The organism is Sphingopyxis sp., from assembly GCF_965227415.1.
Taxonomy (GTDB): Bacteria; Pseudomonadota; Alphaproteobacteria; order Sphingomonadales; family Sphingomonadaceae; genus Sphingopyxis.
This window is the reverse complement of sequence record NZ_OZ245749.1, coordinates 424,535-445,869: the sequence shown is the minus strand read 5'-3', so window position 1 is coordinate 445,869 and position 21,335 is coordinate 424,535. Positions and strand designations below refer to the sequence as shown.

Genomic DNA, 21,335 nt, shown 5'->3' with positions numbered 1-21,335 from the left:
ACGCTATGCGGGCGCGCTGATTCTGGAAAGCAAAGAGTGACGCAATTTTGAAACACGTCGCCCCCGCGAAGGCGGGGGCTACGTTTCCTAGCCCAGCAATTCCTCAATCTCTTTGCGCAATTGCTCGGGCTTCGTCGTAGGGGCGTGGCGCGACACGATCTTCCCGTCGCGGCCGACGAGGAATTTCGTGAAATTCCATTTGATCCCGCTGCCGAGCAGGCCGGTCTTTTCCTTCTTCAGATATTTGAAGATCGGATCGGCGCCGTCGCCGTTGACTTCGATCTTCGCCATCAACGGAAAGCTGACATCATAGGTCAGCGAACAGAAATTCGCGATCTCGGCGGCATCGCCCGGCTCCTGCGCGCCGAACTGGTTGCAAGGGAAAGCCAGGATCTCCAGTCCGCGGTCCTTATAGTCGCGGTACAGCTCCTCCAGTCCTTCATATTGCGGGGTAAAGCCGCATTTCGACGCGGTGTTGACGATCAGCAGCACCTTGCCGCGATAGTCGGCCATCGGCTGCGTGCTGCCGCCGGGCAGCGGCGCCGAAAGATCATAAAGGTCCATATTATCTCTCCCCCGCCTTGCGCGGTCTGTAGATGAAATCGAAACTCGTGGTCCAGCTCAGCCCCTGATCGACCGACTGTTCGCCGAACTGGCGCACCGACCCGTCGGGCTGTTTGCTGTACGTCATGCGGATCAGTCCGTCCTGCCCCTTGGCAACGACATTCGCCCAATGGCCCGTCAGCACCATCTTGCCTGCGACCGGCCCGCCGTCGAAATCGACCCGCGCGCCGCTGCTGTCGACCCACGCCTGCCGCCAATAGCGCCGCTCGCCGTCATAATGGCTGAACGATCCGCCCCCGCCGCCTTTCAGTGGCTTCCACGTCTCGCGGATCGCGCAGCCCGCGAACATCGCCTCGATGCTGCTTGTCGCGACCTGCGTCGTGCTGCCGTTCGGATACACATCCCATTCGCCGACCCAGAAATCGAACGCGCGATAGTCGGGCGTCGTGCACGCCGACTGCACCAGCGGCGCGGGCGGCGACGGGATGGCGAGCGGCTGCGGCGGCAGCAGGATCGGCGGAGGAGGAGGCGGAGCGGACTGAAAGCCGGCGTGCGCGGGGACCGCGACCAACGCCAGCGCCAAAACGGATATCGATCGGATCATCCTGCCCCCCAAGACGGACATCCTACGCCTCGATATGCCCTTCGTGCAAGCGCAGCACACGGTCCATCCGTGCCGCCAGCCGCTCGTTATGCGTTGCCACCAGCGCCGCCGATCCATGGTCGCGTACCAGCTCGACGAACTGGTCGAACACGCGGTCGGCGGTCGCCTCGTCGAGATTTCCCGTGGGCTCGTCGGCGAGCACGAGCAGTGGCCGGTTTGCCAGCGCGCGCGCCACCGCGACGCGCTGCTGCTCGCCGCCCGACAATTTGCTCGGCTTGTGATGCAACCGCTCGCCCAGCCCCAGCCGGCCGAGCAGATCGGACGCGCGCTCCTCCGCGTCGGCCTGCGCCGCGCCGCGGATCAGCTGCGGCAGCACGACATTCTCGATCGCCGTGAAATCGGGGAGCAGGTGATGGAACTGATAGACGAAGCCGATCTTCTCGCGCCGCGTCTTCGTCCGCTCGCCCTGATCATATTGCGTGACGTCATGGCCATCGATGCGGATCGTCCCGTCGAAACCGCCTTCGAGCAGGCCGACGGCTTGCAGCATCGTCGATTTGCCCGACCCCGACGGCCCGAGCAGCGCGACGATCTCTCCGCGGCGCAGGTTCGCACTAACGCCGCGCAGCACGTCGATCGTCACGTCGCCTTGCGTAAAGCTGCGTTTGAGGTCGGTGAGTTCGAGGACGATATCACTCATAGCGCAGCACCTGGACGGGGTCGGTATTCGCCGCCTTGTACGCGGGATAGAGCGTGGCAAGGAAGCTGAAGACGATCGTCATCACCGCAATTCCGGTGATTTCGAACGGATCCGGCTTCGATGGCAATTCGGTCAGAAAGCGGATCGACGGATCCCACAGCGACTGGCCGGTAATGACCTCGAACCCGCGCAGCACGCCCTGTCGAAAGAACAGCAGGCCGAACCCGATCGCCATGCCCATCAGCGTTCCCGCGACCCCGATCGACAGGCCGATCGCGATGAAGATGCGCATCACCGAATCGCGCGGCGCGCCCATCGTCCGCAGGATCGCCATGTCGCGCGTCTTGGCGCGTACCAGCATGATCAGCGAAGAGATGATGTTGAACGCTGCGACAAGAATGATCAGCGACAGGATGATGAACATCGCGACGCGTTCGATCGACAGCGCCTCGAACAGGCTTGCGTTCATCGATCGCCAGTCGGAAATCACCGCCTTCGCCGCCAGCTTTTCGGCCAGCGGCTGCAATATTTCGCCGACATTGTCGGGGTCGGTCGTCTTGACCTCGATCATTCCGACCTGGTCGCCGGTGAGGAGCAACAATTGCGCGTCTTCCATCGGCATCACGACATAGGCCTTGTCGAAATCATAGACGCCGATCTCGAAGATCGCCGTGACCCGGTACGCGATCTCGCGCGGGACGGTGCCGAACGGCGTCGCGCGTCCCTGCGGATTGATGATCGTCACGGTCGAACCGACCGTCGCGCCGAGGTTGCGCGCCAACTCGCTGCCAAGCGCCACATTGCCCGCATTGGGCGTCAGCGAATTGAGGCTGCCTTGCAGCACCTTCCCGCCCAGCACGTCGTTCTTGCGGATGTCGGGCACCGTCATGCCGCGCACCAGCACGCCTTCGACCCGCCCGCTGAAACTCGCGAGCAGCGGCTGTTCGATCAGCGGCGTTGCGGACACTACTCCCGGCGTCGCCTTCGCCTGCTTCAGCACGTCGCGCCAGTCGTCGAGCCGGCCGCCAAAGCCCTGCACCACCGCATGGCCGTTCAGCCCGACGATCTTGTCGAACAGGTCGGCGCGCACGCCGTTCATCACGCTCATCACGATCACCAGCGCCGCGACGCCCAATGTCACCGCGATAAAACTGAACATCGCCGCGACGAAGATGAAGCCTTCGCCGCGCTGGGGAAGCAGATAGCGTTTGAAGATGGTGCGCTCATAGGGACGCAGGATCATGGGGCGAGCGGCCTTTGGAGCGCGATGCGCGGTGCGGTCATGGCCTCGCTTTAGGGAGCGGCAGCGGCGCTGGCAATGGCCGCCGGCGAGGCTTTCTGCTGCGAGCGATTCGCAAAATATGTTGCCTATCGGCCACAGGCCCTGTGCAAAACGAGTCGCATCCGCCTGTCGGATGGTGACAAAGCCCGCCCCCGCGCCTAGCCCTGACGCTCTGGTTCAACGCGGCCCCAAGGCCCGGCTCCAGGGAGTGCAGACCTTTCGCCGGGTCTGCAACAAAGGGGGATGGCGAGTGTTCGTCACAGGCGCCCGGGTTTCGGAAACGAGGCCCGGGCGTTGTGATTCCGGGGGCGGCGAGAGTCAGCGGCAACGCGATCAGGGGCAAGGCATCGCTCCGCCTACTTCATCCTCATCGTCATCCCGGACTTGTCGTCATCCCGGACTTGATCCGGGATCCACTGCAACGTTGGAGTCGTGGACCCCGGATCAAGTCCGGGGTGACGATGGAAAAAGGCGCAGACTAAAGCCCTACCCCTCGCTTTCGCTGATATCCTCCAGCAGCGCCGCATCGAGCACGCGCACACGCCCCTGCTCGAGCGAGATCACGCCCGATTCCTCCCAGCTGCGCAGCTGGCGGTTGATGTGCTCGCGGCTCATCCCCGCGAAATTGCCGAGCTCGGTCTGGCTCAGCTCGACGCGGTGTGTCTTTTCGATGCTGTCCTTGCGGATCAAGCGCTTCAGATAGCGCGCAAGCCGCGGACCCGAGGCATAGGCGCGGTCGCTTTCGATCGTCTGGTCAGCGGTGCGCAGACGCCGCGCGAGCTGTTGCATAAGCGACCAGGCGAATTCGGGATGGCTCGCCGCGAAATCCTTGAGCGCGTTGCGGCCGAGCTGGAGCGCGCTGCCCGCGCTCGTCGCGGTCACCGATGCCGTCCGTTCGCCGCCGTCGAGCAAGGCGATCTCGCCCAGGACTGCGCCGGGCTCGGCATAAGCCAGCACGATCTCGCGGCCGCCAGCGGTCAGCATCGACACGCGCGCGGTGCCTTCGGTCAGGATCAGCATCATGTCGCCCGGATCGCCCTGGACGAGCAATTCCTTGCCCTTCACGAAATTGATCTGCACCGCGCGGCTGGCGATTTCGGCCCAATCCTCGATCGAAAGGCCGGAAAAAATGCTGTCAGGGCCCTGAAGTTCGGCGAGTCTCGCGTGATCCATGCCCCAAATGCCCTTCCCTGTTGCCCCACCCCTGGGTCGTCAGACGAGCCGGCTCTGTTTCACCGCGGCTTCGATGAATCCCTTGAACAAGGGATGCGGATCGAAGGGTTTGGATTTCAGCTCGGGATGGAATTGCACCCCGATGAACCACGGATGGTCCGGCCGCTCGACGATTTCGGGTAACATGCCATCGGGCGACATGCCAGAAAAGACAAGCCCGCCCTTTTCAAGGCTGTCGCGGTACGCACCGTTGACTTCATAGCGGTGGCGGTGGCGCTCGCTGATGTCGTTCGCGCCATAGACGGTCGCGACATGGCTGTTCGGCGACAGCTTCGCTTCATAGGCGCCGAGCCGCATCGTGCCGCCGAGATCGGTGTTCGCGCCGCGCTTCTGCAATCCTTCGGCACTCATCCATTCGGTGATCAGGCCGACGACAGGCTCGTCGGTCTTGCCGAACTCGGTGCTCGACGCGCCGGCGATGCCGCTCGTATTGCGCGCCGCTTCGATGCACGCCATCTGCATGCCCAGGCAGATGCCGAGGAACGGGACATTGCGTTCGCGCGCGAACTGGACGCTTGCGATCTTGCCCTCGGACCCGCGCTCGCCAAAGCCGCCGGGGACAAGGATGCCATGCATCGGCTCGAGGTTTGCGGCGAGGTCGCCGTCCTGCTCGAACATTTCGGCGTCGAGCCAGCGGATGTTGACCTTGACCCGGTTCGCCATGCCGCCATGCGCGAGCGCTTCGTTGAGCGACTTATAGGCGTCGGGCAGCGACACATATTTTCCCACGACGCCGATCGTGACTTCGCCTTCGGGGTGCTGCTTGCGGTCCATGATGTCGTACCAGGCCGTCAGATCGGGATCGGGCGCATCATGGATGCCAAAGGCGCGCAGCACTTCGCTGTCGAGCCCTTCGCCATGATATTGGACCGGCACCGAATAGATCGAGTCTGCATCGAGCGCGGGGATCACCGCTTCTTTCCGCACGTTGCAGAATTGCGCGATCTTCGCGCGCTCGCTCTCGGGCAGCGGCCGTTCGCAGCGACAGAGCAATATGTCGGGCTGGACGCCCAGCGAGGCGAGTTCGCGCACGCTGTGCTGCGTCGGCTTGGTCTTCAGCTCGCCCGCCGCGGCAATATAGGGCACCAGAGTGACGTGAACCGAAAGCGTGTTGTCGCGACCCTCTTCGTTGCGAAGCTGGCGGATCGCCTCGATGAACGGCAGGGATTCGATATCGCCGACCGTCCCGCCGATTTCGCACAGCACGAAATCGAGGTCGTCGAGTTCGGCGCGCGCAAAGGCCTTGATCGCGTCGGTGACGTGCGGAACCACCTGCACCGTCGCGCCCAGATAGTCGCCGCGGCGTTCCTTGGTGATGATCTGCTGATAGATGCGGCCAGAGGTGACATTGTCGCTCTGCCGCGCCGCAACGCCGGTAAAGCGTTCATAATGGCCAAGATCGAGGTCGGTTTCGGCCCCGTCGTCGGTCACATAGACCTCGCCATGCTGATACGGCGACATCGTGCCGGGATCGACGTTCAGATAGGGATCGAACTTTCGGATGCGGACGCGAAAGCCCCGCGCCTGCAACAGTGCCGCAAGGCTAGCCGCCATCAAACCTTTGCCAAGGGAGGAGACCACGCCGCCGGTGATAAAAATGAACCGCGCCATGGGAGGAAAGACTTACTCAACAGGAGGGTGACGGCGCAAGCCGTCGAATCGCAAACGGCGGAAAATATTTCCGCCGCCGCGGGAGCGATGCTGGAGGCCAAAGCCGCCCGATTATTTCTTGGCGGGGGCCTCGGCAGGGGCCGGAGCGGCGGCCGCTGCGGCTGCGGCGGCAAGCGGATCGTCGCCTGCGGGTGCCGTCTGCGCCGGCGCGTTCTGCGCGGGAGCCTGCTGCGCCGGACCGGTCAGCGCCGAAGCGGGAGCCGCGCCGCTCGTCTGCGCCGTCTTCGACAGCGACGTGTCGATCGCCGAACCGCCCGCGCCGCCCACCGAAGCGAGCGCTGCGAGCACGATCGACAGCCCGACGAACAGGCTGGCGAGGATCGTCGTCGCGCGGGTCAGGAAATCCGCTGCACCGCGCGCCGAAAGCAGGCCCGCAGGGCTGCCGCCGACGCCCAGGCCGCCACCTTCGGACTTCTGCATCAGAATGACGCCGATCATCGTCGCGGCGACGAGCGCCTGGACAACGAGCAGGAAGGTGAAGAGGCTGGACATCATATTTTCCCGGACTTGCGCGGTCCCACACAGACCACGCCCGCGGCGCACATAGAGACGAAGTGCGTTGGCTTCAACCCACAGCGTTACAGAGCGGCCGCCGCCGCAACGATCGGCACGAACTTTGCGGCGGTCAGACTGGCACCGCCCACCAGCGCACCGTCGACATCACCGGCGTCGAGCAGTTCGGCCGCATTCTCGGCATTCACCGACCCGCCATACAGAATACGCATGCCCTCCGCTGCCCCGGCGCCCGCCTGCTGGCCCAGCTTTTCCCGGATCGCACCGTGCATCGCCGCGACATCGTCGACGGTCGGCACCAGTCCGGTGCCGATCGCCCAGATCGGCTCATAGGCGATGGCCAGCCGCGAAGGATCGAATTCGGCCGGCAACGAGCCGGCGATCTGCGCGAGGACATAGTCGATCGCGCCGCCCGATTCGCGCACACCGCGCGGCTCGCCGACGCACAGGATCACCGACAGGCCCGCCGTCAGCGCGGCTTCGGCTTTCGCTTTCACTTCGGCATCGCTTTCGCCGCAGCCCTCGCGTCGTTCGCTATGCCCGACGATGACCAGGCTCGCGCCGATGTCGGCAAGCATCGGCGCGGCGACCGATCCCGTGAACGCCCCCGACGCCGCGCTGTGGCAATCCTGCCCGCCGACCGCGGCGCCCGGCGCCGCGGCGATCATCGGGCCGATCAGCGTGAACGGCGGGCAAAGCGCGACGTCGACCGCGTCATGGTCTTTCGTTGCCGCGAAAATCGCCTGCGCTTCGTCCAGCGCGGCCTTCGTCCCGTTCATCTTCCAGTTGCCGACCACATATTTGCGCCGCGCCATTCCCCGCCCCTTCTCTCCAACACTCCACTGCCAGCACCTAGCGGCGTGCGGGAGGCAAAGGCAAGCCGGTCGCCGCCATACGCTTTCCCGCCTTGAAGCATCCTCGCCTCCCGCCTAAAGCAGCGCGCAATCGCGCCTCGCGGCGCCTCGCCGAAAGACAGTCTGTTACATGATCACGAACCTTCGCCGCCTTTTCGGATCCACCATCGGCAAGATCGTCGCGCTGGGCTTCATCGCGCTGATCGGCGTGCTGTTCGCGCTGAGCGACGTCACCGGCAATTCGTCGTTCGGCGGGCTCGGCGGCGCCAATGTCGCGAAAGTCGGCGATACCGACCTTGGCATCGGCGAACTGCGCGACCGGGTGCGCCAATCCTATAACCAGGCGCGGCAGCAGCAGCCGGGGCTGACGATGGCGGCTTTCGTCGAATCGGGCGGGCTCGACCAGGCGCTGAACCAGACGATCGACGGCCTGGCCTTCGAACAGTTCGCCGGACAGCTCGGCTTTGCCGTCAGCAAGCGCCAGATCGACGGCCGTATCGCCGACATCCCTGCTTTCGCAGGCGTGTCGGGCAAATTCGACCAGAAGACGTTCGAAAATTTCATGCGCCAGAACAGCCTGACCGAGGCGCAGATCCGCCGCGAGCTCAAGCAGCAGTTGCTGCTTGAACAGATCGGCATGCCGATCGGTTCGCTGCCGCGCGTCGCGCTTGGCCTGGCGCAGCCCTATGCCGCGCTGCTGCTCGAACAGCGTCGCGGCCAGGCGCTCTATATCCCGTCGAGCGTATTCGCTCCCGCCAGCGACCCCGGCGATGCCGCGCTCCAGACCTACCTCGCACAGAATAAGTCGAAATTCACGGTGCCCGAGCGCCGCGTGCTGCAATATGCGCTCTTCGACCGCAGCGCGGTGCCCGTTCCCGTCGTCAGCGACGCCGAAATCGCGAAGGCCTACAAAGCCAACGCCGCGCAATATGCCGCGACCGAGACGCGCCGTTTCGCGCAGGTGATCGCCCCCGATCAGGCGACCGCGAACGGCATTGCGGCGAAGGTTCGCGGCGGCGCGACGCTGGCTGCCGCGGCGCAGACCGTGGGCCTTTCGGCCTCGACCACCACCGAACTCACCCAGTCGGCCTATGCTGCGCAGAGCAGCGCGGCGACCGCAAAGCTCGCCTTTGCCGCCAAGCGCGGCGAGGTGATCGGCCCGGTGCAGGAAGGCCTGGGCTGGACCGTCGCACGCGTCGAAAGCGTCACCGCGAAACCCGCGCGCACCCTTGCCGACGCGACCCCCGACATCCGCACCGAGCTTCAGAAGAACAAGGCGAACGAAGCGATCGTCGACTATTATAATGCGGTCCAGGACGCGGTGAACAGCGGCGCATCGATCGAAGAGATCGCCAATGACCGCAAGCTGAAGATCGAGACGACACCCGCCCTGCTCCCCAGCGGCCGCGCGCCCGGCCTGCCCGGTTTCGTGCCCTCGCCCGAACTTGCGCCGATGGTCAGCGGCGCCTTCCAGGGCAGCGAAGAGGGCGAAGGCCACATCGCCACGCTGGTCGAGAACGAGAAATTTGCCGTTTACGCGGTGAAGTCCATCGTCGCCGCAGCGCCGCCGCCGTTCGCCCAGATCCGCGCCGAGCTCGTCAACGACTGGCGCCTGGCCCAGGGCCAGAAGGTCGCTCGCGACAAGGCGCGCGCGATCGTGAAGGCCGTCGAAGGCGGCAAGGCGCTTCCCGAGGCCGCCAGCGCTGCCGGTGCGGCGATGGCTGGCGTCCAGACGATCGGCGGCCGCCGCGCTGACCTCGGCCGCGACGGCAAGCCCGTTCCGCCCGAACTCGCCCTGCTCTTCTCGATGGCAAAGGGCAGCGTGAAGACGCTCGAAGTCCCCGGCAACCGCGGCTGGATGGTGCTCGCTCTCGGCGACGTCGACCGCCCGAATCCAAAGGATATCGAGCCGGCCCGCGTCGCTGCGATCGCCCAGCCGCTCGCGCCCGCGTTCGGCAACGAACTCGTCGAGCAATTCGCTGCCGAAGCGAAGCGCCGCGTCGGGGTGACGATCAACAAGGATCTGGTCGAGCAGCTCCGCAAAGAGCTGACCGGCACCGCGCCGGTCAACGAATAGGGCGTGGCCCTCGAGGGCAGAGCAGCAGCGCTCGAGGCGCTGGCGCAGGGGCGCGGCGCGGTCGTCTGGCAGCGGCTGATCGCCGATATCGAAACGCCGGTTTCCGCTGCGCTCAAGCTGATCGAGCCGGGCCGCGGCGACTGGGTGCTCGAATCGGTCGAGAGCGGCGAGACGCGGGGCCGCTACAGCCTGATCGGTCTCGATCCCGACCTGATGTTCGAGGTTACCGGCGACGCCGCGCGCATCAACCGCGACTGGCGCCGCGACCGCGATGCCTTCGCGCCGCTCGACACCCCCGCGCTTCAGGCGCTGCGCGACCTCGTCGCCGAATGCCGTTTCGATGTCCCCGACGGGCTGCCGAAGGCGCTCGCAACGCTCGTCGGCTTCTTCGCCTATGAAACCATCGGCCTCGTCGAGCGCATCCCGCGCGCGCCGGGCGCCGGGCTCGGCTTGCCCGACATGGTGTTCGTGCGCCCGACGACGATCCTCGTGTTCGATCGCCTCGCCGACGAACTGTTCCTGATCGCGCCGATCTGGCCCGACGCGCAGGGTGCCATCGACCGCATGATCGAAGCAGCGCAGGACCGGCTCGACGAGATCGCTGCGCGCCTGTCGAGCGCCAGCGCCCACACCGACCGCGCGGCGACCGAAGCGCTGCCCGCCGACATTGCGGCAAACCCGGCGACCAGCCCCGCGCATTTCGCGTCGATGGTCGCTGCGGCGAAGGAATATATCGCCGCGGGCGATATTTTTCAGGTCGTGCTGTCGCAGCGCTTCTCGACCCCCTTCGACTTGCCGCCGTTCGACCTCTACCGCGCGCTGCGGCGTATCAATCCTTCGCCTTTCCTCTATTTCCTCGACCTGCCGGGCTTCGCGATCATCGGCTCGTCACCCGAGATTCTCGTCCGCGTCCGCGATGGCGAGATCACGATCAGGCCCATCGCCGGCACCCGCCCGCGCGGCCGCACCAGCGCCGAGGATGTCGAGAATCGCGAGAGCCTGCTCGCTGACCCCAAGGAGCGCGCCGAACATCTGATGCTGCTCGACCTCGGCCGCAACGATGTCGGCCGCGCCGCGATTGGCGGCAGCGTCGTGGTGACCGACAGCTATACGGTCGAGTTCTATAGCCATGTCATGCACATCGTCTCGAACGTCATCGGCCGCATCGCGCCCGACAAGGACGCGATCGACGCGCTGTTCGCGGGCTTCCCCGCCGGTACGGTCAGCGGCGCGCCCAAAGTCCGCGCCTGCCAGATCATCGCCGAGCTCGAGGCCGATGCGCGCGGGCCTTATGCGGGCGGCGTCGGCTATTTCGCTCCCGACGGCAATATGGACAGCTGCATCGTGCTGCGCACCGCGATCGTGAAGGATGGCGAAATGCATGTGCAGGCGGGCGCCGGCATCGTCGCCGACAGCGACCCCGCCTATGAACAGCGCGAGTGCGAAGCCAAGGCCGGCGCGCTCTTCGCTGCGGCGCGCGAGGCGGTGCGGCTGGCAGGAACGCCGCGGTACGGGCAATAAGGCTTGGAGTGTCGTCCGGAATCGAGCGGAACGAGCCGTCGCCTTCGCGGGGGCGACGATATCGATTCGTCACCCCCAACTTGATCCGGGGTCCTCGACGTCAACGCCGCGATCGACCCCGGACTTGATCGGCAATCATCCCACTGGGACAAGGAAGAGGCGCTCCCCCGCGAAGGCGGGGGGCCAGCAACAAGGAACGACGCGCGCGCGGCGGCGCGCCCTTCGACGTTTCGCGTCGAAGCTGGTCCCCCCGCCTTCGCGGGGGAACGCATATTTGCTCCAATGCGATATATCCGGATCGGGTCCGGAGTGACGAAGGAGGCTCACCGCTTGCCACCGCAAAGCCTGCGCCAAAAAAGGCCTTTCCTACAATATCCGGCTATGCCAGCGTCGATCTCGGCTCTTTCTCCCGGTGGATAAAAACGGTTGCCGCCCGGTTTGCGCGAGCGGCCCTGGCCTGGCGCGTCCGGCGCGCGGCACAAGCTGATCGGGGGTACGCCATAGGGCTGAACTTTACTGAACTTTGGCACCAGGCGGCGGCGGCTCCCACCCCAAAGCCGCGATCGCCCGAATGCTCTTTGGTCACGCGCTGCCGAAGGCTTATCACCGGTTCGCAACTGCGCTAACGTCGCGGCCATGCGCACATTCCTCGCCCCCCTCGCCCTGCTGCTCGCCAGCGTCGTTCCCGCCCACGCCCAGACGGTCGCGGGTGCCGTCGAAGGCGATGCGATCCTCAAGGATTTCACTTTCGGAACCGGCGAAAAGCTGCCCGAAATCAAGATGCACTACACGACGCTCGGTACGCCGCAGCGCGACAAAAAGGGGCATGTGACCAACGCCGTGATGGTCCTCCACGGCACCGGCGGCACGGGCAAGCAATTCTTCCAGCCGCAATTCGCGGGCGAACTTTACGGCCCCGGCCAGCCGCTCGACACGAACAGATATTATGTCATCCTGCCCGACAATCTCGGCCATGGCGGCTCGTCGAAGCCCAGCGACGGGCTGCGCATGGCCTTCCCCAAATATGACTATGACGACATGGTCACCGCGCAATACCGGATGCTCACCGAAAAGCTGGGGGTGCAAAAGCTGAAGCTGATCCTCGGCACGTCGATGGGCTGCATGCACGCTTTCGTCTGGGGCGAAACGCACCCGGGTTTCGCTGAACGCCTCGCGCCTTTTGCGTGCCAGCCGGTCGAGATCGCGGGCGAAAACCGGATGTGGCGCACGCTCTCGATCGACGCGATCAAGGCCGATCCGCTTTGGAAGGATGGCCATTACACCGACCCGCCGCTCGGCGGCCTGCGCACCGCCGCCGCGCTCACGATGATCGCGGGGGCGAACCCCTATGCGCTGCAGGCGCAATATCCGACCCGCGTCGCTGCCGAGAAATATAAGGACGAGGCTTTCGCCCGCACCTTCGGACGCAATGATGCGAATGACACCATCTATCAGCTTGATTCGTCGCGAAACTACAACCCCTGGCCCAATCTTGAAAAGATCACCGTGCCGCTACTGTGGATCAACTCCGGCGACGATTTCATCAATCCGCCCGGCTATTCCTATCCGCAGGACGGCGTGAAGCGCATGCCCCGCGCGCGCTATATCCTGATCCCGGCAAGCGCCGAGACCAAGGGGCATGGAACGCATACATGGGCGAAATTCTGGAAGGACGATCTCGCGAAGCTGATGGCGGAATAGGAGCACCGCACCATTTTCGTCATCCCGGCAAAGGCCGGGATCTCGCCGACCAGCCAGGATGCGACGTTGGAGAGTCCGGCCTTCGCCGGAATGACGGGATGTGAGACAAGCCCGCGTTGCAGGCCGAAAAGCTTCTATCCCTTTCCCCGCCCCCGCAAAACCGTTAGTGCGCCCTCATGATCCTCGTCATCGACAATTACGACAGCTTCACCTTCAACCTCGTTCATTATCTGATCGAGTTGGGCGCCGAGGTGCGCGTCGAGCGTAACGATGCGCTGACCGCCGCCGACGCGCTCGCGACCGGTGCCGCGGCCTTCCTCATTTCGCCCGGTCCCTGCACGCCCAACGAAGCCGGCGTCAGCCTCGACCTCGTCGCGGCCTGCGCCGAGGCCCGGCGTCCGCTGCTCGGCGTCTGCCTGGGGCATCAGGCGATCGGCCAGCATTTCGGCGGCATCGTCCAGCGCGGCCATCTGATGCACGGCAAGACCTCGCCCGTCTGTCACGACGGCACCGGCCTGTTCGTCGACCTGCCCTCGCCGCTCACCGCGACGCGCTATCACAGCCTGGAAGTCGTCGACATTCCCGCCGAATTGCTGATCAACGCGACGAGCGACGACGGCGCCGTCATGGGCTTCCGCCATGCCGAACTGCCGATCCACGGCGTGCAATTCCATCCCGAAAGCATCGCGACCGAGCATGGCCATGCGATGCTTGCCAACTTCCTCGCTGCGGCAGGACTTCCGGTCGCGGCGCGACAGGCGGCATGAGCGCCTTCGGGCCGCTCCCCGATCCCGCCGCGCTGCTGGGCCATGACGAGGCGGCGGACGCGTTTGCGACGATGCTCGACGGCGTCGCGACCGACGCGAATATCACTGAATTTCTGGTCGCGCTGTCGGATCGCGGCGAAACGATGGTCGAAATCGCCGCCGCCGCGCAGGCGATGCGCGACCGCATGATCCCCATCGATGCGCCGGCGGGCGCGATCGACGTCTGCGGCACGGGCGGCGACGGCCATCACACGCTCAACGTTTCGACCGCGGTCGCCATCGTCGTCGCGGCGTGCGAGGTTCCCGTCGCAAAGCACGGAAATCGTGCCGCTTCCTCCAAGTCGGGCGCAGCCGACACGCTCGAGGCACTCGGCCTCGATATGGAGCGTGCCGCGCAGATGGCCGAAGCGCAGCTTGCCGATCTGGGCATCTGCTTTCTGTTTGCCGCGCACCATCATCCCGCGATGAAGCGCATCATGCCGATCCGCAAGGCGGTCGGCCGCCGGACGATCTTCAACCTGATGGGGCCGCTCGCCAATCCAGCGCGCGTCACGCGCCAGCTCGTCGGCATCGCGCGCCCCGCCTATGTCCCCGTCTATGCCGAAGCGCTCCACCGCCTCGGAACTGAGCATTCGCGCGTGATTTCCGGCGACGAGGGCCTCGACGAACTCTCGCTCGCGGGCGGCAACGAGGTTGCGGTCGTCACGCGCGAAGGCGTCCGCATGCAGCGTAGCGTCGCCGCCGACGCCGGCCTGCCGACGCACCCGATCTCGGCTATCCGCGGCGGCGACGCAGCCGAGAACGCCAAAGCGCTGCGAAGCCTGCTTTTGGGCGACAAAAGCGCCTATCGCGACGCCGTGCTTTACAACGCCGCCGAAGCGCTCGTCGTCGCGGGGGCGGCCGAAAATCTGGTCGACGGTGTCGAAGAAGCCGCCGAAGCGATCGACAAGGGGCTTGCCAACGCGCTCCTCAATTGCTGGATCGCGTACCGATGAACAAGCTAACCGAAATCCTCGCGACCAAGGCCGAAGAAGTCGCCGAGCGGCGCCAGGCCTATTCGGTCGCCGACCTCGACCGCATAGACGCGGGCGCGCCGCGCGGCTTTCAGGCCGCGTTACAGGCGAAAATCGACGCTGGCGGCTATGGCCTGATCGCAGAGATCAAGAAAGCCTCGCCCTCCAAGGGATTGATACGCGAAGACTTCAATCCCGCCGATCATGCGCGCGCCTATGCAGCGGGCGGCGCCGCTTGCCTGTCGGTCCTCACCGATGCGCCCTACTTTCAGGGGCATGAGGAATTCCTCATCGCCGCGCGCACCGCGTGCGACCTGCCCGTCCTGCGCAAGGATTTCATGATCGACCCCTGGCAGGTCGCTGAAGCGCGCTCGATCGGCGCCGATGCGATCCTGATCATCGTCGCCGCGCTCGATGACGGCGCGATGCGCGAAATCGAGGTTGCTTCGTTCGAGCGCGGCATGGACGTCCTTGTCGAAGTGCATGACGAGGCCGAGCTCGATCGCGCCCTCACGCAGCTCCGTTCGCGCCTGATCGGCGTCAATAACCGCGACCTGCGCACCTTCGAGACCGATCTCGGCGTTACCGAACGCCTGGCCAAACTCGTTCCGGCGGGAACCTTGCTCGTCGGCGAAAGCGGCATCGCGGCCCACGCCGATTGCCAAAGGCTCGCGAAAAGCGGCGTGAACGCGTTCCTCGTAGGCGAAAGCCTGATGCGGCACGAGGATGTGGCCGCGGCCACGACGGCGTTGCTGGAGGGCTCCGCCGCATGACCCGCCCGACTCACCTCGACGACACCGGCGCGGCGCATATGGTCGATGTCGGCGCAAAGCCCGCGACCGAGCGCCGCGCCATCGCGGGCGGGCGCATCACCATGTCTCAGCAAGCCCTCGAAGCGATCCGCAGCGGCAACGCGCCGAAAGGCGACGTCCTTTCGACCGCGCGCATCGCGGGGGTCATGGCGGCCAAGCGCACCGCCGACCTCATCCCGCTCTGCCACCCGCTCGCGCTCACCAGCGTGTCGGTCGACTTCGAATGGGAAGCGGGCGGCCTGTCGGTCCGCGCCACCGCGGCGACCACCGGCCCGACCGGGGTCGAGATGGAAGCGCTGACCGCCGCCTCGGTCGCGCTCCTCACCCTCTACGACATGGCCAAGGCGCTCGACCGCGCGATGATCCTCGGCGACATCCGCCTGCTCGAAAAGAGCGGCGGCCGCTCGGGCGACTGGCGCGCCGAATGAGCGGCCTGCTGCCGGTCGAGGATGCGCAGGCGCGGCTACTTGCGCTCCGTGCGCCGCTCGCGCCGGAGAATATCGCCTTTTCCGAATCGCTTGGCCGTTATCTTTCCGAGCCGGTCGTGGCGCAGCGCGATCAACCCGCCGCGCCGCTCTCCGCTATGGACGGCTACGCCGTCCGCTTCGCCGACATGCCCGGCCCGTGGACGATTACCGGCGAAAGCGCCGCCGGCAGCACCCCGTCGGCCACGGTCGGCCAGGGCGAGGCGCTGCGAATCTTCACGGGTGCGTGGCTCCCCGACGGCGCCGATACGGTCATCATGCAGGAGGATCTCTCTGCCGAAGGCACGGCGCTTCACCTGACGACACACGATGATATCAGGTCTGGCCAGCATATCCGCGCCCTTGCGAGCGATTTTGCGACCGGCGCGACGCTCGTTGCCGCTGGCGCCCGCCTTACCCCGGGAGCGATCGCCGCCGCGATCATGAGCGGAAGCGAACAGCTTGCGGTCGGTAAGCGCCCGCGCGTTGCGATCCTGACCACTGGCGACGAGCTCGTCCACCCTGGTCACCCGCTCGCCCCCGGCCAGATCCCCGACAGCAACGGCACGATGCTCGCCGCGATGCTCGCTGCCGAGCCTGCCGAAGTCAGCCTGCCGCTTCATCTCCGCGACGACCGCTCCAGCTTGTCCCACGTCCTCAAGGACTTGGAGCGACGTCACGACGTCATCGTGACCGTCGGGGGCGCCTCGGTCGGCGATCATGACCATGTCCGCGGCGCCCTCGAAGACGCCGGCGGCAACATCGATTTCTGGAAGATCGCGATGCGTCCCGGCAAGCCGCTGATCGCCGGCACGATCGGCGACGCGCTGCTCCTCGGCCTCCCCGGAAACCCGTCGTCGGCCTTTGTCACCGCGACGCTCTTCCTCATTCCCCTCGTCCGCCACCTCGCAGGGGCGCGCGATCCGCTGCCCGAAGTCCGCCAAGCCCCGCTGACGAGTGCGCTTGCCGCCGGGACCAAGCGCCGCGACTATCTGCGCGCAAGGTTAGAAAAAGGCGCCCTTGCGGTGTTCGACGGCCAGGACAGCGGCCGCACCTATCCGCTCGCCGAAGCGAACGCGCTCGTCATCCGCGACATCGGCGCTGCGCCGCGCGCCGCGGGCGAAGCGGCGGACTATATCGCTATCGCTTGACAAGTTCCGCTTTGTTCCACTATCGTTCTCCCTATGTCCGGAACTGGCATCATGGAGAACAACAGATGTTGACCGCGAAGCAGCATGAACTGCTCCATTTCATCCAGCAACGCCTCGATGCGAGCGGCATTTCGCCCTCGTTCGAGGAAATGAAGGAAGCGCTCGGCCTCAAGTCGAAGTCGGGCATACATCGCCTGATAAGCGCTTTGGAAGAAAGGGGCTTCCTCCGCCGACTCCCCAATCGCGCCCGCGCGCTGGAGGTGCTGAAGGTTCCGGAAGCCGCCAAGGCCGCCGCGCGCAACGATCGCGACAATATCGTGCCGCTGCGCAAGCCTGCCCCCGCGATGCGCCCGATCGCCGCGAACGACATCATCGAAGTGCCGCTGCACGGCAAGATCGCCGCAGGCGTTCCGATCGAGGCGTTCGAGGATCATAATAATCTCGCGGTTCCCGCGGCGCTGCTCGGTTCGGGCGAACATTATGCGCTCGAAGTCTCGGGCGATTCGATGGTCGAGGCCGGCATCTTCGACGGGGACTATGCGCTGATCCAGAAAGTCAGCACCGCTCGCGAGGGCGACATCGTCGTCGCGCTGGTCGACGGACAGGACGCGACGCTCAAATATTTCCGCCGCGAAGGCAAGATGATCCGGCTCGACCCTGCGAACAGCGCTTATGAGCCCCAGCGGTACGAATCCGAACGCGTCATTGTGCAAGGGCGGCTTTCGGGACTGCTTCGTCGTTACCACTGAGCATTTCGGCATTGCGCCACGGATGGCCGTCGCCCGCTTCCAGCGTGGCGACGGCCGTCGGCTTTGCGCCTAGGTAGATCGCGAGCCCGCCGCTCGCCGCCAGGCTGTCGCGGTCGATGGTCAGCCAGCGCCCGACGCATTCATGCGGTAGCCAGCGGTCGCTGATCACGACATCGGCGGCCGCGCAGGCGGCGACCATCTCGCCCTCCGCGATCCGGTCGCGGCCGCGCGATGCCAGGATCGCGCGCTCGCTCTGGCGCCATCGGCAGAAATCGGGATTGCATTCTACATGATCGAGGTCGGCCAGCGCTGCCAGCGGCGCGTCGATCCCCGCCGCCTCGCTCATCGTATCGCGCACGAAATCGCCGGCGCGGTCGCGCAGCAGCGCATAACCGCCGCCGGGCGCAGCGGCGGCTATATTCCGTCCGTCACCGGTGATCAGCAGGTCGGGGCGCGGCTGGACGATCAGCGCCATCATACCGATCGCCAGCGGCGCCGCGCCCCACCAGCGCCAGCCCGTCTGCCAGATGAGGACCCACAGCCCGCCGACGGCGGCGAGCGCAAAACCCCAGGGCGGAAAACGCGGCAAGGTCGCGACCGCGCCGGGTGCATCAGCGACCCGATGCGCCAGCGCGATCAATGCCGCGAGCGCTTTCTCGGTGACCCACCAGAAGGGCGCGCCAAGCCCGACGCTGTCGAACATCAGCGCGAGCGCCTCGGCGGGCATCACGACAAAGGTCGTCAGCGGGATGGCAACGACGTTGGCAAGCGCGCCATACAGCCCCGCTTTGTGAAAATGGAACAGCGCGATCGGCGCGAGCGCCACCTCAACCACGATCCCCGTGATCAGCAAACCCGCCAATCCGCGACCCCATCGCAGAACCAGCGGCTCTTCACGCCGCGCCAGAAAGCGCTGCATCCTGCGGCTTTCGTGGAGGACGACGATCGCGGTGACCGCTGCAAAGCTTAGCTGAAAGCTCGGCCCCACCAGCGATTCTGGCCGCCAGATCATCACGATCAGCGCGCCCGCCGCCACAAGCCGCAGCGTCAGCGCCTCGCGCCCCAGCAGAAAGGCCGCCAGCACCAGCAAGGCCGCAATCAGCGACCGCAGCGTCGGCACTTCGGCGCCCGCAAGCCAGGTATAGCCCGCCCCCGCGAGTGCGCCCGCCGCTGCCGCAATCGGCAGCACATAGCCCGCCAGCGCGACCCGGCGACTGAGCGCGAAGAGCCGCATCGCCAGGAACATCGTAAAGCCGATCACCGCGGTCACATGCAGCCCGCTGATCGACAGCAGATGCGCAAGGCCGCTCCGCCGCATCGCCTCCTCGTCTTCGGCCGAGATCGCCCCGCGGTCGCCCGTGACGAAGGCCGCGGCCATCCCGCCCGGCGAGCCCGCGATCTGCTGGTGGATATGCGCGCTGAGCCTGGCCCGCAGCGGTGGATCACTCTGTCCGGCGCTCTGCGTGCGCGTAGCGTCGCCCAGCACCGTCCCGACCGCGCCGATCCGGTCGAACCACGCGCGCTGTGCAAAGTCATAGCTGCCGGGCAGGCTCGCCACCGGCGGCGGCATCAACCGCGCGCGCAGCCCGATCCGCTCGCCCGGCACGATATCGACGCTTTGCTCGCTGCGCAGCGTCACCCGGACACGCGGCGGCAGGTCGTCGCGGCCCTGCGGGCGCAGGATAAGCCGCGTTTCTGACCTCGCCGGCAACGGCTCGACTTGTTCGACGACGGCCGAGAAGGCCGTCACCGCCGGCTGTGCGAGCACCGGCGCGGCAACCCACAGCGCCCGCCCCCAGATCAGCATCACGCCGACCGCCATGACGCCGCTGCCGACCGCCACCATCCGCCCGAACCGGCTCTGCCACCCGATCAGCAAGCCCCCGAGCGAGCCACCGCCAAGCAAAAACAGCAGCCCGATCCAGTGCGGGCGCGCCGGCAGCGCGAACCAGGCCGCAATCCCGGCACCGAGCGCCACCGGCAGCCACAATCCGATCCGCTCGCGCTCGGCATCGAGCCGCGCTTCGGTATCCTCGAAAACGCGTTGCAACCAACTTGTCCCGCGCAGCCCAATGGGCGTTTGAAGCGGCTTTGTCGCCATGCTAGGGGCTGCCCCGACCTCCGACCCTGTAGGGCGGTAAAATCATTGAAAGAGGCCATGGTGGCAACCGAAACTCCGACCAATTTGGCAGAAGCGGCTCCCGAGGCGACGGGCGCGGCGGTGATCACGCGCTTTGCGCCCTCGCCGACAGGATATCTGCACATCGGCGGCGCGCGCACCGCGCTGTTCAACTGGCTGTTCGCGCGCCACCACGGCGGCCAATTCCTGCTGCGGATCGAAGACACCGACCGCGCGCGCTCTACCGACGCCGCGATCGACGCGATCATCGACGGCATGCAGTGGCTCGACCTCGACTGGGACGGCGAGACGGTGTTCCAGTTTGCACGGGCGCCGCGCCATGCCGAAGTCGCCCACGAACTGCTCACCAAAGGCGAGGCCTACCGCTGCTACCTGACGCAGGACGAGTTGGCCGCGATGCGCGCCGATGCGCAGGAAAAGCGCATTCCTTTTCGCGTCCGCAGCCCGTGGCGCGACCGCAACGACGGCGATCCGGCGATCGCGCACGTCATCCGCCTGCGCGCGCCGCAGGAGGGCGAAGTCACCATTTCCGATCGCGTCCAGGGCGATGTCACGGTCCAGAATGCCGAGCTCGACGATTTCATCCTGCTTCGCAGCGACGGCACGCCGACCTATATGCTCAGCGTCGTCGTCGACGACAACGACATGGGGATCACCCATGTGATCCGCGGCGACGATCATCTCAACAACGCCTTTCGCCAGCTTGCGCTCATCCGGGCGATGAACTGGCGCGAGCCCGTTTACGCGCATGTGCCGCTGATCCACGGTGCCGACGGCGCGAAATTGTCGAAACGGCACGGAGCGCTGGGCGTCGACGCCTATCGCGACGAGATGGGCTATTTGACCGAAGCGGTGAACAATTATCTCCTCCGCCTCGGCTGGGGGCATGGCGACGATGAAATCATCAGCCGGCAGCAGGCGGTCGAATGGTTCGACCTCGACCATGTCGGCCGCTCGCCGTCGCGCTTCGACTTCAAGAAGCTCGAAAATCTGAACGGCCATTACATCCGCGAGGCCGACGACGCACGTCTCGCCGGCCTGGTCGCACCGCGCGTCGAAACGCACATCGGCCGCGCGCTCGACGGCGGCGACCGCGATCTTCTCGCCCGCGCGATGGAATCGCTGAAGCCGCGCGCCAAGACGCTCGACGAGATTGCCGAGGGCGCGCTCTTCCTGTTCGAGACGCTGCCGCTGGCAGTGGACGAAAAGGCGGCGCAGGTGCTAAAGGACGCGCCGGAGGGAGTGCTTGCCAGCATCACCGACACGCTGCGCGGCCTGAACGACTGGAACGCCGACGATATCGAGGCTGCGGTTCGCGAAACGAGCGAGTCGGCCGGAATCGGGCTGGGCAAACTAGCGCAACCGTTGCGCGCTGCATTGACCGGACGGACGGTGTCTCCGGGGATTTTCGACGTGTTGCTGCTGCTTGGCCGCGACGCGAGCCTGGCACGACTTGACGCAGCGCACAATTATCCGGCAGGGGCGTAACCGCAACGTCTCCCGCCGCCACTACAGGGGA

At 66.1% G+C, this 21,335-nt stretch carries 19 protein-coding genes; 10 read left to right on the top strand and 9 right to left on the bottom strand.

Features of this window, described 5'->3' with window-relative positions; genetic code table 11:
* Nucleotides 1-87: 87 nt before the first annotated feature.
* The 8 genes from ACO055_RS02150 to tpiA all read right to left on the bottom strand — a co-directional run bounded on the left by ACO055_RS02150 (nucleotide 88) and on the right by tpiA (nucleotide 7,382).
* Nucleotides 88-564 (bottom strand): glutathione peroxidase, encoded by a 477-nt coding sequence (locus ACO055_RS02150; protein ID WP_422060971.1) that lies wholly within the window; start codon nucleotides 562-564, stop codon nucleotides 88-90.
* 1 nt (nucleotide 565) lies between these two features.
* The gene (locus tag ACO055_RS02145; protein ID WP_422060970.1) at nucleotides 566-1,168 is read right to left on the bottom strand and encodes a hypothetical protein; all 603 of its coding nucleotides are present in this window, start codon (nucleotides 1,166-1,168) and stop codon (nucleotides 566-568) included.
* A 22-nt stretch (nucleotides 1,169-1,190) separates the two neighbouring features.
* The gene (locus tag ACO055_RS02140; protein WP_422060969.1) at nucleotides 1,191-1,868 is read right to left on the bottom strand and encodes an ABC transporter ATP-binding protein; all 678 of its coding nucleotides are present in this window, start codon (nucleotides 1,866-1,868) and stop codon (nucleotides 1,191-1,193) included.
* Nucleotides 1,861-3,111 (bottom strand): lipoprotein-releasing ABC transporter permease subunit, encoded by a 1,251-nt coding sequence (locus ACO055_RS02135; protein WP_422060968.1) that lies wholly within the window; start codon nucleotides 3,109-3,111, stop codon nucleotides 1,861-1,863. Before ACO055_RS02135 ends, ACO055_RS02140 begins: the two co-directional genes overlap by 8 nt.
* Before the next feature lie 525 nt (nucleotides 3,112-3,636).
* Nucleotides 3,637-4,323 (bottom strand): Crp/Fnr family transcriptional regulator, encoded by a 687-nt coding sequence (locus ACO055_RS02130; RefSeq protein WP_422060967.1) that lies wholly within the window; start codon nucleotides 4,321-4,323, stop codon nucleotides 3,637-3,639.
* Between the two features lie 39 nt (nucleotides 4,324-4,362).
* Complete coding sequence (locus ACO055_RS02125; RefSeq protein ID WP_422060966.1) at nucleotides 4,363-5,994, bottom strand: CTP synthase; 1,632 nt, start codon at nucleotides 5,992-5,994, stop codon at nucleotides 4,363-4,365.
* 111 nt (nucleotides 5,995-6,105) lie between these two features.
* Nucleotides 6,106-6,549 carry a preprotein translocase subunit SecG gene (secG, locus tag ACO055_RS02120; RefSeq protein ID WP_422060965.1) on the bottom strand — a complete coding sequence of 148 codons (444 nt, stop codon included), beginning with the start codon at nucleotides 6,547-6,549 and terminating at the stop codon, nucleotides 6,106-6,108.
* 83 nt (nucleotides 6,550-6,632) lie between these two features.
* Entirely contained in the window at nucleotides 6,633-7,382 is a 750-nt protein-coding gene (gene tpiA / locus ACO055_RS02115) for a triose-phosphate isomerase (protein WP_422060964.1), read from the bottom strand.
* A gap of 169 nt (nucleotides 7,383-7,551) precedes the next feature.
* Here tpiA and ACO055_RS02110 point away from each other — a divergent pair, with 169 nt between their 5' ends.
* From ACO055_RS02110 to lexA, 9 genes are all read left to right on the top strand, one after another.
* The gene (locus ACO055_RS02110; protein ID WP_422060963.1) at nucleotides 7,552-9,498 is read left to right on the top strand and encodes a SurA N-terminal domain-containing protein; all 1,947 of its coding nucleotides are present in this window, start codon (nucleotides 7,552-7,554) and stop codon (nucleotides 9,496-9,498) included.
* A gap of 3 nt (nucleotides 9,499-9,501) precedes the next feature.
* Nucleotides 9,502-11,019: an anthranilate synthase component I gene (trpE, locus tag ACO055_RS02105; protein WP_422060962.1), complete on the top strand. Its 1,518-nt coding sequence runs from the start codon at nucleotides 9,502-9,504 to the stop codon at nucleotides 11,017-11,019.
* A 636-nt stretch (nucleotides 11,020-11,655) separates the two neighbouring features.
* Nucleotides 11,656-12,720 carry an alpha/beta fold hydrolase gene (locus ACO055_RS02100; RefSeq protein WP_422060961.1) on the top strand — a complete coding sequence of 355 codons (1,065 nt, stop codon included), beginning with the start codon at nucleotides 11,656-11,658 and terminating at the stop codon, nucleotides 12,718-12,720.
* Nucleotides 12,721-12,896: 176 nt separating this feature from the next.
* On the top strand, nucleotides 12,897-13,487 hold the full coding sequence (locus tag ACO055_RS02095; protein ID WP_422060960.1) for an anthranilate synthase component II: 591 nt from the start codon (nucleotides 12,897-12,899) through the stop codon (nucleotides 13,485-13,487).
* Nucleotides 13,484-14,482, top strand: a complete 999-nt coding sequence (trpD, locus tag ACO055_RS02090) for an anthranilate phosphoribosyltransferase (RefSeq protein WP_422060959.1) — start codon at nucleotides 13,484-13,486, stop codon at nucleotides 14,480-14,482. Before ACO055_RS02095 ends, trpD begins: the two co-directional genes overlap by 4 nt.
* The gene (trpC, locus tag ACO055_RS02085; protein ID WP_422060958.1) at nucleotides 14,479-15,273 is read left to right on the top strand and encodes an indole-3-glycerol phosphate synthase TrpC; all 795 of its coding nucleotides are present in this window, start codon (nucleotides 14,479-14,481) and stop codon (nucleotides 15,271-15,273) included. The genes trpD and trpC overlap by 4 nt, the downstream gene beginning before the upstream one ends.
* Entirely contained in the window at nucleotides 15,270-15,740 is a 471-nt protein-coding gene (moaC, locus tag ACO055_RS02080) for a cyclic pyranopterin monophosphate synthase MoaC (protein WP_422060957.1), read from the top strand. Before trpC ends, moaC begins: the two co-directional genes overlap by 4 nt.
* Entirely contained in the window at nucleotides 15,737-16,927 is a 1,191-nt protein-coding gene (glp, locus tag ACO055_RS02075; RefSeq protein WP_422060956.1) for a gephyrin-like molybdotransferase Glp, read from the top strand. Before moaC ends, glp begins: the two co-directional genes overlap by 4 nt.
* Nucleotides 16,928-16,992: 65 nt before the next feature.
* A complete protein-coding gene (gene lexA / locus ACO055_RS02070) occupies nucleotides 16,993-17,676 on the top strand; it encodes a transcriptional repressor LexA (protein ID WP_422060955.1) in 684 nt (227 codons plus the stop codon).
* Here the strand turns inward: lexA and ACO055_RS02065 are convergent.
* Entirely contained in the window at nucleotides 17,630-19,726 is a 2,097-nt protein-coding gene (locus tag ACO055_RS02065) for a ComEC/Rec2 family competence protein (RefSeq protein ID WP_422060954.1), read from the bottom strand. The two genes, lexA and ACO055_RS02065, sit on opposite strands and share 47 nt — an antisense overlap.
* A gap of 111 nt (nucleotides 19,727-19,837) precedes the next feature.
* Here ACO055_RS02065 and gltX point away from each other — a divergent pair, with 111 nt between their 5' ends.
* The gene (gene gltX / locus ACO055_RS02060; RefSeq protein ID WP_422060953.1) at nucleotides 19,838-21,304 is read left to right on the top strand and encodes a glutamate--tRNA ligase; all 1,467 of its coding nucleotides are present in this window, start codon (nucleotides 19,838-19,840) and stop codon (nucleotides 21,302-21,304) included.
* Nucleotides 21,305-21,335: the final 31 nt, after the last annotated feature.